The organism is Mycobacterium sp. Marseille-P9652, from assembly GCF_902652685.1.
Lineage (GTDB): Bacteria > Actinomycetota > Actinomycetes > Mycobacteriales > Mycobacteriaceae > Mycobacterium.
Genome location: NZ_CACRUY010000008.1, coordinates 78,630 through 93,675 on the forward strand (window position 1 = coordinate 78,630; position 15,046 = coordinate 93,675).

17 protein-coding genes are annotated in these 15,046 nt (G+C 68.8%); 6 read left to right on the forward strand and 11 right to left on the reverse strand.

Features of this window, described 5'->3' with window-relative positions:
- Positions 1-2 precede the first annotated feature (2 nt).
- A complete protein-coding gene (locus tag GPY60_RS07095; RefSeq protein ID WP_156686991.1) occupies positions 3-1,220 on the forward strand; it encodes a hypothetical protein in 1,218 nt (405 codons plus the stop codon).
- 83 nt (positions 1,221-1,303) lie between these two features.
- Positions 1,304-2,692 (forward strand): HNH endonuclease signature motif containing protein, encoded by a 1,389-nt coding sequence (locus GPY60_RS07100; protein WP_156686932.1) that lies wholly within the window; start codon positions 1,304-1,306, stop codon positions 2,690-2,692.
- An 8-nt stretch (positions 2,693-2,700) separates the two neighbouring features.
- On the opposite strand, the gene GPY60_RS07105 is transcribed toward GPY60_RS07100, so the two are convergent.
- The 4 genes from GPY60_RS07105 to GPY60_RS07120 are packed head-to-tail and all read right to left on the reverse strand — an operon-like array spanning position 2,701 to position 6,972.
- A complete protein-coding gene (locus tag GPY60_RS07105) occupies positions 2,701-3,807 on the reverse strand; it encodes a M24 family metallopeptidase (protein WP_156686933.1) in 1,107 nt (368 codons plus the stop codon).
- On the reverse strand, positions 3,797-5,038 hold the full coding sequence (locus GPY60_RS07110; RefSeq protein WP_156686934.1) for a M24 family metallopeptidase: 1,242 nt from the start codon (positions 5,036-5,038) through the stop codon (positions 3,797-3,799). Before GPY60_RS07110 ends, GPY60_RS07105 begins: the two co-directional genes overlap by 11 nt.
- 10 nt (positions 5,039-5,048) lie before the next feature.
- Positions 5,049-6,278, reverse strand: coding sequence for a cytochrome P450 (locus GPY60_RS07115; protein ID WP_156686935.1), 1,230 nt, complete (start codon positions 6,276-6,278; stop codon positions 5,049-5,051).
- Positions 6,256-6,972 carry a TetR/AcrR family transcriptional regulator gene (locus GPY60_RS07120; protein ID WP_156686936.1) on the reverse strand — a complete coding sequence of 239 codons (717 nt, stop codon included), beginning with the start codon at positions 6,970-6,972 and terminating at the stop codon, positions 6,256-6,258. The genes GPY60_RS07115 and GPY60_RS07120 overlap by 23 nt, the downstream gene beginning before the upstream one ends.
- Positions 6,973-7,085: 113 nt before the next feature.
- On the opposite strand from GPY60_RS07120, the gene GPY60_RS07125 reads away from it, so the two are divergent.
- Complete coding sequence (locus GPY60_RS07125; RefSeq protein WP_156686937.1) at positions 7,086-7,613, forward strand: nitroreductase family deazaflavin-dependent oxidoreductase; 528 nt, start codon at positions 7,086-7,088, stop codon at positions 7,611-7,613.
- Here the strand turns inward: GPY60_RS07125 and GPY60_RS07130 are convergent.
- The 3 genes from GPY60_RS07130 to GPY60_RS07140 all read right to left on the reverse strand — a co-directional run bounded on the left by GPY60_RS07130 (position 7,610) and on the right by GPY60_RS07140 (position 9,719).
- On the reverse strand, positions 7,610-8,104 hold the full coding sequence (locus GPY60_RS07130; RefSeq protein ID WP_156686938.1) for a DUF2231 domain-containing protein: 495 nt from the start codon (positions 8,102-8,104) through the stop codon (positions 7,610-7,612). The two genes, GPY60_RS07125 and GPY60_RS07130, sit on opposite strands and share 4 nt — an antisense overlap.
- A 61-nt stretch (positions 8,105-8,165) precedes the next feature.
- The gene (locus GPY60_RS07135) at positions 8,166-8,780 is read right to left on the reverse strand and encodes a hypothetical protein (RefSeq protein WP_156686992.1); all 615 of its coding nucleotides are present in this window, start codon (positions 8,778-8,780) and stop codon (positions 8,166-8,168) included.
- 126 nt (positions 8,781-8,906) lie between these two features.
- Positions 8,907-9,719, reverse strand: a complete 813-nt coding sequence (locus GPY60_RS07140) for a SigB/SigF/SigG family RNA polymerase sigma factor (RefSeq protein WP_156686993.1) — start codon at positions 9,717-9,719, stop codon at positions 8,907-8,909.
- A 608-nt stretch (positions 9,720-10,327) separates the two neighbouring features.
- Here GPY60_RS07140 and GPY60_RS07145 point away from each other — a divergent pair.
- The 3 genes from GPY60_RS07145 (at position 10,328) to GPY60_RS07155 (ending at position 12,475) form a co-directional block, all read left to right on the forward strand.
- A complete protein-coding gene (locus GPY60_RS07145) occupies positions 10,328-11,215 on the forward strand; it encodes an SDR family NAD(P)-dependent oxidoreductase (RefSeq protein WP_156686939.1) in 888 nt (295 codons plus the stop codon).
- 71 nt (positions 11,216-11,286) lie between these two features.
- On the forward strand, positions 11,287-12,072 hold the full coding sequence (locus GPY60_RS07150; protein ID WP_156686994.1) for a heavy metal-binding domain-containing protein: 786 nt from the start codon (positions 11,287-11,289) through the stop codon (positions 12,070-12,072).
- Between the two features lie 25 nt (positions 12,073-12,097).
- Positions 12,098-12,475: a DUF5073 family protein gene (locus GPY60_RS07155; protein WP_156686940.1), complete on the forward strand. Its 378-nt coding sequence runs from the start codon at positions 12,098-12,100 to the stop codon at positions 12,473-12,475.
- A 14-nt stretch (positions 12,476-12,489) separates the two neighbouring features.
- Here the strand turns inward: GPY60_RS07155 and GPY60_RS07160 are convergent, their stop codons facing one another.
- The 4 genes from GPY60_RS07160 to GPY60_RS07175 form a co-directional block, all read right to left on the reverse strand.
- Positions 12,490-12,969, reverse strand: a complete 480-nt coding sequence (locus GPY60_RS07160) for a nuclear transport factor 2 family protein (protein ID WP_231639419.1) — start codon at positions 12,967-12,969, stop codon at positions 12,490-12,492.
- A gap of 70 nt (positions 12,970-13,039) precedes the next feature.
- On the reverse strand, positions 13,040-13,699 hold the full coding sequence (locus tag GPY60_RS07165; RefSeq protein ID WP_156686995.1) for a cutinase family protein: 660 nt from the start codon (positions 13,697-13,699) through the stop codon (positions 13,040-13,042).
- Between the two features lie 83 nt (positions 13,700-13,782).
- Positions 13,783-14,223 (reverse strand): hypothetical protein, encoded by a 441-nt coding sequence (locus tag GPY60_RS07170; RefSeq protein ID WP_197283578.1) that lies wholly within the window; start codon positions 14,221-14,223, stop codon positions 13,783-13,785.
- Between the two features lie 142 nt (positions 14,224-14,365).
- A complete protein-coding gene (locus GPY60_RS07175) occupies positions 14,366-15,037 on the reverse strand; it encodes a TetR/AcrR family transcriptional regulator (protein WP_156686943.1) in 672 nt (223 codons plus the stop codon).
- Positions 15,038-15,046 lie beyond the last annotated feature (9 nt).

Sequence of the window (15,046 nt, forward strand, 5' to 3'; positions counted from 1 at the left end):
ACATGCCCGCCGACCCCGAGGCGCTGCGCGATTGTGGAACCCGCTTTCTCACCGCCGCGTTCCGTGCGTCGGGCACCCTCGTCGATAGCGGCGCGATCGCGAGCATCACCGCATTCCGCGAGGTCTCGGGGGGAAGCACCGGGCGCAAAGTCGCCCGGTCGGTCGAATACGGGTGTGGCGCAGCCGGTCTGCCCACCGAGCTGTTCGTGAAGTTCTCCCGGGATTTCGACCATCCGATCCGCGACCGCGGCAGGTTCCAGATGGAACCCGAGGTGCGGTTCGCGGAGTTGTCGCGGTCGCCTGAATTTCCCATCACGGTGCCGGTGGCGCTGTTCGGGGACTACGAGCGGCGGACAGGAACGGGGATCCTGATCACCGAGCGAATAGCGTTTGGCGGCAACGGGATCGAACCGCAGTATCACAAGTGTCTCGACTACGAAATGCCGGAGCCGCTGGAGCACTATCGGGCGTTGCTCAGGGCGGTGGCCCGTCTGGGGGGTACCCACCGGGCCGGGCGGCTGCGAGCCGACCTGGCCGCGCCGGCGGTGGAGCGGGCGCCGCTGAGCCGGGAGAAGTTGGAGCGGCGGCTTTCTCAGCTCGCCGCCTTCGCGTCGGAAACCGATTTGCTGCCTGCACATGTCGCGGCTCCGGAATTTCTGGCCCGCTTTCGCCGCGACGCTCACCGGGTCGCCCGTGACACCGACCGGGTCCTGGAGGGGCTCGCGGCCGACAGCGACTATGTGGGGCTGTGCCATTGGAACGCCAACGTCGACAACGCCTGGTTCTGGCGGGATGCCGAGGGCCTGCACTGCGGGTTGATGGACTGGGGATGCGCCGGCCCGATGAACCTCGGGATGGCCGTCTGGGGTGCGATGTCGGGAGCCGAAACCGACCTGTGGGAGCGGCATCTCGACGAGTTGCTCGGTGTGTTCGTCGCGGAATTCCGGCGCTGCGGGGGACCGGATCTTCAACCCGATCGGTTGTTGCGGCACACGGTGCTCTACGCCGCGGCGATGGCGATTGAGTGGTTGCTTGACGTACCGGCCCTGTTTCGGTCGCGATTCGGTGCCGACGTCCCGGTCAGTCGCATGGATCCGCGCATCAAGGAGGACGAGACCCTGCGCGCGCCGCTGCAGATGCTGTGCAACGTCCTGTACTTGTGGGAGCGGCACCGGGTGGGGGAGTTGCTCGATGCCGCCCTGGCGGACGCGCGGGTGTGAACACCTCAAATAACTTCCACCACAGTAGTTTCAGCAGTCACATTCCCGGCTTTCTTGTCGGGGAATCGCTTTATCGTTCGAACATGGGTTCGAGTGACCGGGATGAGATCGACGCCGACTATGCCGCGCTTCGCGCGGCAGTGTCGCGCATCCTCGGGCACTCCTATGACGCGCTCACCTGCCCGGAGCGGCTGGTCTATCTCGAGCGACTCGAACGCGAGACGCGTCGACTGCGCGCACCCCAGCACGCCCTGATCAACCAGCTGGCCGCCCAATCCAGTGACGAGCAACTTGGCGGCACGCTGTGTTCAGCTCTGGCGAATAGGTTGCGCATCACCAAGGCCGAGGCCGGGCGGCGCATCGAGGACGCCGAGCAGCTGGGGGAACGCCGGGCGCTGACGGGGGAGCCGCTCGCGCCGCGGTTGGCCGCGACCGCGGCCGCCCAGCACGAGGGCCTCGTCGGCGACGGGCACGTGAAGGTCATCCGCCAGTTCTTCGCCCACCTCCCCACCGAGGTCGACGAGTGCACCCGGCACGCCGCCGAAGCCGATCTGGCCGCCCGCGCCGCCGAATACCGCCCCGACGAGCTGACCAAGTATGCCCAGCGGGTCATGGACTGGCTGCACCCCGACGGCGAGTACAGCGACGCGGAGCGGGACCGCAAGCGCGGCATCACGCTGGGCAGGCAGGAATTCGACGGGATGTCGCGCATCAGCGGGCTGGTCACCCCGGAACTGCGGGCGGCCATCGAGGCTTTCCTGGCCAAGCTGGCCGCCCCGGGGTCTTGTAACCCTGAGGACGAGACACCGGTGGTCGATGACGCACCCGACGAAGAAGCGGTGCGGCGCGACAACCGATCCCAAGCGCAGCGCAACCACGATGGGTTGCTGGCCGGGCTGCGCGGCCTATTCGCCGCAGGCACCCTCGGCCAGCACCGCGGCCTGCCCGTCTCCATCGTCGTCACCACAACGCTCAAGGACCTCGAGGCCGCCACGGGCAAAGCCGTCACCGCCGGCGGCACCATGGTGCCCATCGCCGATGTGATCCGCTGGGCCGGCCACGCCCACCACTACTCCCCCGCAAGCGGGAGGTGCCCCCAGGCCATCTTCGACGGAAGCAAGCCGCTCGCGCTTCACCACACCAAACGGCTGGCCTCCCCGGCGCAACGAATCATGTTGTACGGCAAACACCGCGGCTGCACCGCGCCGGGCTGTGACGCCCCGGCCTACCACGGCGAAGTCCACCACGTCACCGGCTGGACCAAGACTCACCGCACCGACATCGACGACCTCACCATGGCTTGCGGCCCCCACAACCGCCTCGCCGAGAAGGGCTGGACCACCCGCACCAACGCCCGCGGCGAAACCGAGTGGATACCACCGCCCCACCTTGACCACGGACAACCGAGAACCAACACCTTCCACCATCCGGAGAAGTTCCTATCGGACGAGGACGACGACGAACCCGATTGACGCGCGTGTCACGGGCCCGTTGTGAGCACCTCGGCGCCGCCGTCGGTGATGTGGACGGTGTCGCGGCGAAAGACCGCGCCCACGCCCCCTTCCCACACGTAGGCCGTGACCGCGAGCACCATCCCGGGCTCCAACCGGTTGTCTTCGTCCGCCGCCGAGAGCGATTCGGAGACCACCGGTGGATCGAAGCCGAGTCCAAGTCCGTGCGCGACCGGCATGGGCGGTAGCGGCTCACCGGCGGACTCGTAGGCGGCGAGCAACCCGGCAGAGGAAGCACCCGGACGGCAGGCCGTAATCAGCCTGTCCCACAACGCGTCCGAACGCGCGAAGAGCCCGTGGCCGTCGGCCGCGTCGCCCGCCGGGCGGGTGCGGCCCACTTCGGCGACATAGCCGTTCGCCAGCGCGCCGGCGGCTAAGACCACGAGATCACCGGAAGCCACGTCACCCGTGCCCCCGGCGCGCCGCCAGGGGTGCTGCCGGGACGTCACCCACGCCGCGTCCTGAGTGGCCGGCGTGCTCACGCCGCCCGCGGCCATGGCGCCCATCATCGCGGCCGCCAACGCGCGCTCCGACACACCCGGCCGGAGTTCGGCTGCGGCCGCGGCTATTCCGCGTTCGGCCACGCTAACCGCGAGGCCCATCGCGTCGATCTCGTCCGGCGTCTTGATGCGTCGTGCGGCACGCATCGCCGGCTCGGCGTCCACGATCTCGGCATGGGGAAAGGCCTCGGGCAGCAGCGCGGCGAAGGTCGGCGTGATCGCGTCCGTTCCGACCCTGCGGGCCGTCTCGGCACCGTCGATCTTTTTCAGCACATCGATGAGAGTCATTGGGTTCCAGGCCAGCCCGTAGAGCCGCTCGCGCCCGATCTCGTCGGGGACACCCTCGTCGTCGGTGCTGTTGAGGTAGATATCGCCTGTCGCGCGCACCACGACGCAGACCGGGCCGAACGGCCGCGTCCCGGCGATCCACAGCTGGGGCGCGCCGGTGACGTAACGGACGTTGGCCTGCCGGCCCAGCACCAGGACGTCGAGGTCGTGCGCCTCCATTTGCGCGAGCGCGCGCGCCCGGCGCCCCGTGCGCAGCGGCCGCGGGTCGGGCGTGACCTCAGTCGCCATAGGGGGTGTACGGGTAGTCGGTGATCGGCGTGTAGCCGCCCTCGGTGATGACGACGATCTCCTCGCTCCGGTAGCCGCCCGTTCCGTCCTCCCAGACCACCGGCTCCAGCACCAGCACCGTGCCGTCGGGGAGGACGAAATTGTCGTCGAACTCCTCACCGAGGTCGGTCCCGATCATGGGCGCCTCGGCCGGATACGTGCCGATGCCATGGCCCAGATAAAAGTGGGGCAGCCAGGGTTTGCGCCCGCCGTTCGCGGCGATGGCTGCGCGCGCCAGATCACCCGACGTGGCGCCGGCCTTCGTCACCGCAAGCACCGCATCCAGGATCGCCCGCCACTGCCGGAACTGGTCCTGCTGGCGCGGCGAGGGCCGGTCGCCGACCAGCCAGGTCCGCCCGAAGTCGGAACAATATCCGGCGTAGGTGATGCTGATGTCGGTCCACAGCACGTCGCCGGCGGCAAGCTCACGCCCGGAGGGCAGCAACGGCAGCGCGAGGTCGCCATGGGTCGTCCACACCCCCGCCTCCCGCGAAGCGGGCATGACCTGCCAGATCGCCTCCAGCATGTTGGTGGTCGCCCCCAATTCGAAGGCGCGGCGCACGAGCGTCGCCGACAAATCGGTCTGCCGCACGCCCGGCGCCAGCGCCTTCTGCACGTCGGCCATGGCCGCTTCGGTGATGCGGCAGGCGCGACGCAGGCAGGAGAGCTCGTCGCGCGTCTTGACCAGTTGCGCGGCCGCCACCACGATCGCGGCGTCGGACGGGGCTCCGGACGGGAACAGGGTGGCCGCCGACCGTCGCATGGCCCCGGTCAGTTCGTCGACCGCGACCGATGCGCCGCGCGGGATCAGGTCGGCCAGCTGCCGCGCGAAATCCGCTATGCCACAATCGAATTCGAGATAGACGGGGCCGTGCACGTGGTCAGCGGGCACCGGCGGATCCGCGGCCGCCCCGCTGCGGAACGGCATGAACAGATGGGGGTGTTCATCGTCGGCCAGCACGACCGCCACCGGGCGCTCCACGTGTGACAGGCCGGCGTCCAGCAACGGCCAGCTGGCGCCCGTCGCGTAGCCGACGTAGCCGTTCATCGACAGGATCAGCGCGTCGACGCCGTGCTCGGCCATCGCACCGCGCAGCCGCGCGCCGACCTCGGAACGCATCCGCGCCCAGTCGGGCTCGTCCGGGATGTCGATGAGCGAGCCGCGGGCACTGAGGGAGCCATGGGCCGACATCTTCACCCCCTCACCATGTCACGGGCAGCTCGTACACACCGTAGGCCAACGAATCGTGTTTGAACGGAAGCTCCTCGACCGGCACCGCCAGCCGCAGCGTCGGGATCCGGCGGAACAGAGTGGGCAGGACGATCTGCAGTTCCATCCGGGCCAGCTGCTGACCCACACACTGGTGGCGGCCATACCCGAATCCGACATGCGGTCCGTCGTCGCGCCGCAGGTCCAACCGTTCGGGCTCCGGGAACTGGCGCGCATCCCAATTGGCCGGGGCGACGTCGAGGATGATGCCCTCGCCCGCGCGGATCGTCTCGCCGCCGACCTCGATGTCCTCGACTGCGATGCGGCGCTGGCCGGTCTGGATGATGCTGAGATACCGAATCAGCTCCTCGACCGCGACCGCGACCGCCTTCGGGTCGTCGGCGTCGCGCAGAAAGGCGAGCTGCTCGGGATGGTCGAGCAGCGCCGCGACGCTGAGGCTGATCATGTTCGCGGTCGTCTCGTGGCCGGCGATGAGCACGCCGGTGGCCAACTGGGCCGCCTCCCGGACGCTCAGCTCCTCGGCGTTGACGCGCTCGGCGAGGTCGGACACCAAGTCCTCCGAGGGACCGCCCATCTTGGCCCGCACGAGGTTGGCGAGGTACTTGGCCAGCGAGGCGGCGCCCTGCGCGGTGTCCTCGGCGGTCGCGTATCGCCCCATGCCGCGCTGGGCCTGTTGCTGGAAGAACTCGGCGTCCTCGTACGGCACACCCAGCAGCTCGCTGATCACCAGCGACGGCACGGGCAGCGCCAGCGTGCTGACGATGTCGCCCGGTTTCGGGCCGGCCAGCAGCGCGTCGATGTGGTCGTCGGTGATCTTCTGGACCGCGGGGCGCAGCGCCTCCACCCGCTTGAACGTGAACGGCTTGGACAACATCCGGCGGAAGCGGGTGTGCTCCTCGGCGTCGGAGGTGAACACCGAGCGCGGGCGCGTGTGCACCGTCGCGAGCATTCCCTCGTTCCAGTGCGGGTAGCCGGGCAGCCGGTCGTCGACGCTGGCGCGCGAGTCGGCGAACAACGCGCGGATCGCGTCGTATCCGTGAATCAGCCAGGGCGTGCTGCCGTCCCAGATCCGCACCCTGCTCAACTGACGGGTTTGATTGAGCGCCAACGATTGTGGCGGCGGGGCAAACGGGCATCCCGGCGCCCGCGTCATCGGGAATTCCGGGACGCCGGTCTCATCAGCCGTGAACGTGTCGGTCATCGTCCTCCTTGCTCGAACCCCAACCCGCCGGACCAACGTGCACCGGCGCGCGCCACAGCCCGACGATCGCGTCGATCAGGCCCTCCCCGGCGACCGGCCAGGCCGACCGTGCTTGGGGGCCGTGTTCGGCCAGCGCCGCCTCGTGCTCGGCGCAGGTGTGCATGAGCAGGTTGCGGACCATCACGATGCGCTCGGCACGCACGCGCCGGGGCAGGTCCGGCAGGCAGCGGTTGATGCCGTCGATCGTGCGCACCAGGAGCGGCGAGGTGAGGGCGTCCCTGGTGACCACGTGCCGGTAGGTGGGGTCGGCCATCGCCTGGGCCGCGAACCGTGCATACCAGCTCGGCGTGCCGAGCGCGGCGAGGTGCTCGGTGAGCGGGCGCACCAACGCGCCCACCCAGTCGCGAAGCTCGGCCGAATCGCCGATGCCGTCGAGCATCTGCGTCCGCAGTTCCTCGATGGGCGCCCGGTGCTTGCTCTCGATCGCCCGCAGCAGGTCCGTTCGGGTGCCGAAGTGGTAGCAGGCGGCGGCGTTGTTGCCCTGCCCGGCCGCCTCGCTGATCTGCCGATTGGACACGGCGTACATGCCGCGCTCCGCGAACAACACCTCCGCGGCCGACAGGATCGCCTCTCGCGTGTTCATCGACCTGGGGGAACGCGCCAGCCGCTCGGCGGTCATCGTCTCAGTGAACACGGCCCTCCATGTTAAATCAAGCAGTTTATTTAACTCACATGCCCGCGCGCCCCGTCACCGGCCGTTCACCGGCCCGACGCCCCGGGTCCAGCGGCGCGGCTTAGGGTCTCGCCATGAATCCGCTGCAACGCCTGGCGCGCAACCCGACGGCCTACCGCCTGCTGGTTCTCGACCGGCACCGCATCGCCGAAAGCCTCGAGGAAGTGATCCGGTTCGTCACCACCGGCCGGGCCGGCGTCCTGGACCTGTTCGGCGTGCCGAACGTTCGCATCGTCACCTCGGGCCGCAAGACGGGCCTCGCGCGCACGGCGACGGTGCAATACGTGCCGATGCCCGACGGACTGGTGGTGGTCGCCTCGAACTGGGGCCGCGAGCGTCACCCGTCGTGGTCGGCGAATCTCCTGGCGAGCGAGCGGGTCACGGTGCGCGAGCGCGGCCACCGCTTCGTAGCCAAGGTCCGGTTGCTCAACGGGGCCGAACGAGACCGGGCCTGGGCGACCGTCGTGGCGCAGTGGCCGAACTATCGGGTCGCTCAGGAGCGCGCCGGCACCCGCCGGTTCCGGTTGTTCCTCCTGACGCCGACGCCCGCCCAGGACGCTCCGTCGAGCGGCCTGCCCGCGGGCGCCGCGACGGCGCCCTAACCCCCCGGGTGCGCCTTCTTCAGGTGCTCGATCTCGCCGCCCCAGACGGATTGGGCGCCGGCGTCACCGACCCGGTAGATCTGGACCGTCGAGGCGATGCCGACGGCGAGCGTCAGTATCCCGACCGCGACATTGATTGCGGTGCGCCGGCTTTCGAACCGGCCTTCGGTGAAGCGCAGGACGACCAATCCGATCGCGATCAACAGCAGCGCCCCGGAGAAATAGATCATCGCCTGGCCGCGCTCGGCATGCTCTTGCAGGATGGGGCTGGGCTTGGCCCTCAGGTCGTAGAGCCATTCGCCGGCGTCGATCGTGATCGGCGTCAGAACCATGTTCGCCACGGCCAGGAGCAACGTCAGCCATAGCAGCTGACCGCGCCGGGCGGCGGGCCAGAAGCCGCACACGACCTCCAGCAACGCGGTGAGTGGTACGAGCACCACGATGAAATGCAGAAACAGGGCATGGGCCGGCAGCCCGCCGATGACGGTCATCACACTCCTCGGCTGGTGGTGGTTGAGGCTCGATCCAGGTTGGTCCGGCGACGACGCCGGCCTAGCTACCCAGCCCCTTCTTGATGGCCGCGTCTTGCTTCTGGCCGACGTCGGTGACGAAGTCCGGCGGCGCGAGCATGTCCTTGGGGCCGTCGAACTCCAGCGTGACGAACGCCCTGCCCTCGGTGAAGAGCAGCAGCGTCACACCCTTGGAACCATCCGGTGAATTGCCCAGCAGCGTCGTCCCACCGGCGCCCACGGAGGACGGCTGGGTCGTCGGGTTCTTGATGGCATTGGACTGCCCGCTCTTGGCACTGTTCAGGGCGTTGGTGGCCGCACCGGGGTCCGCGAGCACCTGAATGGTGTCCTTGATGATGCGACTGCCGTCGTCGTTGCTGAACGTGGTCGCGACGCCCGGTTGCCCGTTGGGGTTGGCGGTCGGCGGGGCGCCCGTGAACGGGATCGGTGCATCGATGTCGGACGCCTGGATCAGCAGCCCGGTGTAGTCGTTCGGCTGTGCCGACCCCGGCGCCGACGTCGACGCCGAGGTTGACGCCGACGGCGCTGACGTGCCGCTGCTCGACGATCCTGGCGTCGACGGCGTTCCCGTCTTCTTGCTGTCGCATCCGGCCAGCGAGCCGGTCAGGGCCGCCCCCGCCACCACGCCCGCGACCACGAGCTGAGAAAGTTTCGTCACACCGCGCTCCCGTCCAGGTCCTTGAAGGCGACACGTCCGAATGGCACAGTACATCTCCGCTGTGCCCGAGCGTGCCGGGGAAGGGCCCGGCCGGGAACGGGTGCGCTATTCGAGGCGGTCCCGCAGGCAACGCAGGGTGCTCGCCAGGATGCGCGAGACCTGCATCTGTGACACGCCGATTCGTTCGGCGATCTGGCTCTGCGTCATCGATTCGAAGAATCGCATGCGCAGGACGTCGCGTTCGCGCTGCGGCAGCCCGTCCACCAGCACGCGCACCGCCTCCCGGTTGGTGATGTGCTCGATCTGCGGGTCGACCTCGCCCACCGCGTCGGCGACCAGCCGGGGCGTTCCCGAACTATCGGCCCCCATGGGGGCATCGAGGGAGTCGAGGCGGTACGCGTCGCCGGCGACGAGGCATTCGATGATCTCCTCGCGCGGGACCTCCAGCACCTCGGACAACTCACCCGCGGTGGGTGCGCGCCCCAGCTTCTGAGCCAGCTCCGATGTCGTGCGGCTGATCTGCACGTGAAGCTCCCGCAACCGGCGGGGTACGCGCATGCCCCAGCTGTAGTCGCGGAAGTAACGGCGGACTTCACCCATCATGGTGGGAACGGCGAACCCGATGAAGCTGGGCCCCTTGTCGGGGTCGAACCGGTTGACCGCGTTCATCAGTCCTACGCGCGCCACCTGGGTCAGGTCGTCGTGACCTTCCCCGCGGCGCGCGAAATGGCTGGCCACATGGTCGGCCAGGGGCAGGCACCGGGACACGATTCGCTCCCGTTGTCTGCTGTACTCGTGCGATTCGGCCGGCATTGTGCGCAGCGCCACGAACATCTCGACAACGTCGTCATAGGAATCGTCCGAGTGCGAACTGGCGGGCCGGGCGGTTGCCGGCTTAATCACTACGTCTTTGGTCATTACGTCGGTCATCGGCTCAAGCGCCTCCTTGGGTCCCGACGCGTCACGAAAACATTGGCGCGCAAACAAAATCGCATCACTGCACACATCCATCGAGGTCGTGTGCAGCGACGTAGCGCGGGTATTCGCCGTCGCCACCACTGCACCCGTAACGTGAGGTCGGGTCGGGTTTCAGCCACACACCAACGAGGGGTGACTTCGGGTGATTTGCCGGAGCCATTCCAAGCCCAGCAGCCGTGCGGCTGGCTGGCCGCTTTGAGCTAAACGGCGAAGAGTCCTCATCGGACTTCACTGGTGACTATACGCCTGATCTGGTGATGTCGCGAAGGCTAGGGCGTCACGGACTCTTCCCAGTTCAGCCAAGGAGATTCGGGCAAACATAAGCATTAATACTTAAGAATCTGAAGTGCCTGTTCGAGGTCGATTCCCGCTCCGGGACCGCAGATCCGGAGCGCTCCGGCAAAGGCGACAAGCCCGACGAAGATGCCGGTTTTCATTTAACCGGGCGCTGGGTACTGTCGGCTGATGCCACCGACCCCCGTCGCGCCTTCCCGGGTGAACCCTTCTCGGAAGGCGCTGTCGTACAAGACGTTTGGAGAGATGTGTCGATGAATGGGCTGCTCGCCGGGCGAGGGGCGGTGGTATGCGGCGGCAGCCGGGGGATCGGACGCGCCGTCGCCGAACTGCTGTGCGCCCTCGGGGCGGGCGTGGTCGTCAACGGCCGTGACGAAAAGGCCGTGGAAGACACCGTCGCGGCGATCGCGGCGTCCGGGGGCAGTGTCACCGGACTCGCCGGCGCCGCGAACGACCAGCGCGTCGCCGAGGCCCTCGCCGACGCGTGTGTCGCCGCGTTCGGGGCGCTGGACATCCTCATCAATTGCGCCGGGGTGGCCGAGCCTCCCGGGTCGTCGATTCTGAGCATTTCGCCGCAGGACTTCGACAGTCTGATCGGCGCGCACCTGGGCACGACGTTTCAGACGAGCCGCGTCGCGGCGCGGCTCATGGCCGGGCAGGGGCGCGGGACGATCGTCAACAGCAGTTCCGTGGCGTTTCTCGGCGACTACGGCGGCACCGGCTACCCGGCGGGCAAAGGCGCCGTCAACGCGCTCACGATGGCGATCGCGGCGGAGCTCAAGGCTCATGGGGTGCGCGCCAACGTGGTGTGCCCCGGCGCGCGCACGCGGCTGTCCACCGGCGCTGAGTACGAGGCCCACATCGCCGATCTGCACCGGCGGGGCCTGCTGGACGAGGCGACGATGCGGGCGTCGCTGGACAGCGCGCCCGCGGCCTTCGCGGCGCCGACGTACGCCTACCTGGCGAGCGACCTGGCTCGCGACGTGACCGGGCAGGTGTTTGTCGCCGCCGGCGGCTTCGTCGGCCGGTTCGACCGGCCGACGCCGCGGGTGCTGGCCTACCGCGATCATCACCACGCCGGCCCGTGGTCGGTGGAGGAGTTGCACGAGATGATCGGCGGCCCGGTGGCGGGTCGGCCGTAACGGTCGTGTTCGGCGGTCGCGCGGCCTACGCTATGGCTCGACCGCAGGGGGGACAGAAGGGAACGGTGACCATGCAGCCCAATCCGCTCGACCCCGTCGCCAGCGAACGACTGTCACATGCCGGGAAGGTGTTCACCTCGGACCTCTCCATCAACGAGTTCGCCCTGCTGCACGGGGCCGGCTTCGAGCCGATCGAACTCGTGATGGGCGTGTCCGTCTACCACGTGGGCTACCAATTCACGGGCATCCGGCAGCAATCGGAGCTGCCGGTGCTCACGGAGGCGACGTATCGCGCCCGCTGGAACGCGATGTCGCGGATGCAGGCCGAAGCGGACTCGCTCGGCGCCGACGGGGTGGTCGGTGTGCGCCTGGAATGGCGTCATCAGGGCGAGGGGGAGCACCTCGAGTTCATCGCCGTCGGCACTGCCGTGCGCTACGTGCAGAAGCCCGGGGCGTATCGGCGCCCCAACGGGCAGGCGTTCACCAGCCACCTGTCCGGGCAGGACATGACGACGCTGCTGCGCTCCGGGTTCGCTCCGGTCGCGTTCGTGATGGGCAACTGCGTGTTCCACGTCGCCGTGCAGGGCTTCCTCAAGACACTGAGCCAGGTGGGTCGCAACGCCGAGATGCCGCAGTGGACACAGGGCAACTATCAGGCGCGCGAGCTCGCGATGTCGCGCATGCAGAGCGAAGCCGAGCGCGACGGCGGCAACGGCGTCGTGGGCGTGCATTTCGCCATCTCCAATTACGCGTGGGGACATCACACGGTCGAGTTCTACGTCGCCGGAACCGCGGTGCGCCGCACCGGCGAGGGGCAGACCCTGACGCCGTCGCTCGTCCTGCCGCTCAGCGACTGAGGGGCCGGCGATTGAGGAACGGCCGATGACCGCCTTCGACGAGGAGCGGGTGAGCCGCGTGGTCGGCGCCGCCCTGTCCGGTCCCGGGGGAGTCGCCTTGGCGGTCAACGTCTTCCGCGGTGTTCCGGGAGTGCTGCTCACCCCTGCGCGGCGGAGCTTTCTGCGGTCGCAGCCGGAGCGGATCCAGATCGGCGACTGGCGGTATGAAGTCACCCCCGACGGTCGCCTGAGCGCCGCGCACGTGGTGAACGGCATCGTGCTTGCCGAGCACGTCCTGGCCGCCGCCGCGGTGGGTCCCCACGTCGCACGGGCGCTCGGGCAGGTCGTGAACAGTTACGGCCCGACGGTCGTTCCCCACATCGACGCAGCGCTCGAGGTCCTCGAGACCGCGCCGGGGTTCTGAGCCGCTACCACTCCTCAGGCTTGCGTCTGGTCGATCACCACCACCCAGCGGTGAAAACGCCAGGACCCGTGCTGCTTGACGGCGGTGAACTCGTAGCGGCCGGTCAGGTCGGGCGTGGGCGGGCCGCCGTCCTTGACGGCAAACACCTGGACATAGCAGTGCCCGGTCGCTTCGTCGGCGGTTTGGCCGGCGATCCAGAACGAGTCGAGCGCGTGGCGCCGTTGATTGTTCTCGGCCTTGAACGCGGCCTTCCTGGCGGCGAGCAGGCTCATGACGGTGTCGATGTCGCCGGACAGCGGCGCGCCGTCGTGCAGCAGGACGAGCTCGGGTGATTCGGTGAACAGCGCGCGGAACTCGTCCAGGCGGTTCTCGTCGTACGTGTGGGCGTAGGCACCGAACAGGTTGATGATGGCCAGCCGGTCGGCGACGTCGAAGTCGACGCCGCCCACGTCGCTTCGGATGCCGTCCCGGTCCGGTTCCCTATCCACCGCCACGCGCGCCCCTCGGTCGAGAGCTGAAAGCTTCCGGCCCAATACTTCCACGGGCGGCGAACTCCGGTAGGCGTCAGAGGCGACCGGCGGCGAAATCGGCCGCCTGGTCGACCATTCCCGTCTCGACGTAGCGCCGATGGGCGGTCGGGTCCCCGCCGCCCGTGCAGATCGGATCGCCCGGCACGCACAGTTCGAGTGTCTTGGCGGCATAGAGCGGGCCGACCGTCACGGGCGGCTCGTTGATGATGCTCATGAACTGGCCTGACGGCTTGCCGAACAGCGTCACCGCGGCGACGTGCCCGGCGACGTCGGACGGCATCGGCTGCAGCGCCTGCACCAGGTGCGCGCCGTCGGGAACCGCGCTGTCGGTGACGAACCCGATCACGGCCGCGCCCTGCGAGTAGCCGCCCAGCACCAGCCTGGTCCTCGGGCAGCTCGCCGCCATGTGTTCGATGTGGGTGCCCGCATCGGTGACCCCGTCGACCGCCGTCGGGAAGTCGGTGGTGGCCGGATAGTTGACCGGGTACACGCCGAGCGACTTCCCCCCGACGTGTGAGCGCAGGCTGTCGACGAAGCTCTGACCGACGCGCCCGACACCGGGCGGTTCGTTGGTGCCGCGGGCGAAGACCACCTCGATGTCGGGACACGGCTCGGCGGAAGCGGACGGCGGCGCCGCGACCGCGGCCCAGGCGGGCGCGAAGGCCGAGCACAGCAGGGCGGCGAGACGCGACATCACGTCGGAAATTTTTTCACAGGGCGATGCCGGCCGCTCGTTGAGCGATTCCGGGCCGGACGGGCCCCGCCGCGCGGACGGCGTCATGTCGGGGGGTTCGGATCGGCCGGCCCGTCCGGGCCGCCGACCGCACGCCGCCGGTGGACGAGCGCACTGGCCGACCGCATCATCCCGCGAATCGTGTACGCGGCGGCGACAATTGACAGCACGATCAGCAGGATGAACGTCGGCAGCCAATTACTCCGGCTGTGGTTGACGTCCCACCAGATGACCGTGAACAGCACCACGCACAGCAGCAGCACCACATCGCGCCAGTTCCCCCGGTAGGAGAAAGCGGCCACCCGCAGCGCGCGACCCCTGTCGCTGGCCTCGATCAGGTCGTCGACGCGGTCGTCGATCGTGCGCTGCAGCTCGGCGCGCCGTCGGGAGGCCTCGGGCGGCAGCCGCTCGAGCAGCTCCATGTCCTGCTTGATCAGCTCCCGAAAATTGGGGGCCCTGAACTGGCCGGCCGCGACGGCCAGCATCACACCACCGAAAACCGGGGCGCTGTTCAGCGCGATCTGTCCCACACCCGCCACGTTCGCTCCTACGGTTGTCGTCGACGTCGACCCGTCGAGAATCCCCGAAGTGCGGGGATCGATCAACCACCCATCGATCAACCTGGGGTCAGGACGCCCTCGACGGCCGTCGGCGCGAGCCGCTCGGCTCCGGGGATCGAAGAGATTCCATCGCGCGCATCATCTGCGGGTAGGCGATCGCCGGGCCGATCCAACGGGTGAGATAGCGGCGCAGGCCGTCCCCACCGCGTGGCGGCCGTCCGGGGTCGGCGAGGAACGAGTGCAGCACCCGTAGGCAGAATTCACTCAACTCGTCCAGGCCGGCATCATCGAATCCATAAGTCTCCCAGTCGATGTCGAAACTGTGCAGCATCGAGCGGCTGAAGGCCAGCGCCGTGTCCGACACGATGGGGACCGCGTGGCCGCCATGACGGCGCTGATTGAGCACCAATTCGAGCTGGGTGTCGGTGGCCAGTTGCTCGACGGCGAAGGCCATGCCTTCGGTCACCGCCACCACCGGATCGGTCACTCCCTTCAGGCGGGACGCCAGGCGATCGAGGAACCCGTCGGCCGAGCGCATCGCGGTCGCCACCATGAGCGCCTTGGTGCCGGGGAAGTAGCGGTAGACGGTCTGCCTCGTCACGCCCAAAGCCCGTGCGACGTCGGCGATCCGCATCGCCGCGCCGCGTTCGTCGATGATCCTGTCGGCGGCGTCCAGGATGCGCTCGATCGCCTCCTCGTCGGAGGCCGGCGTGTTCCCCGCCCACCCGTGGCTGCGCATGCCTGGATC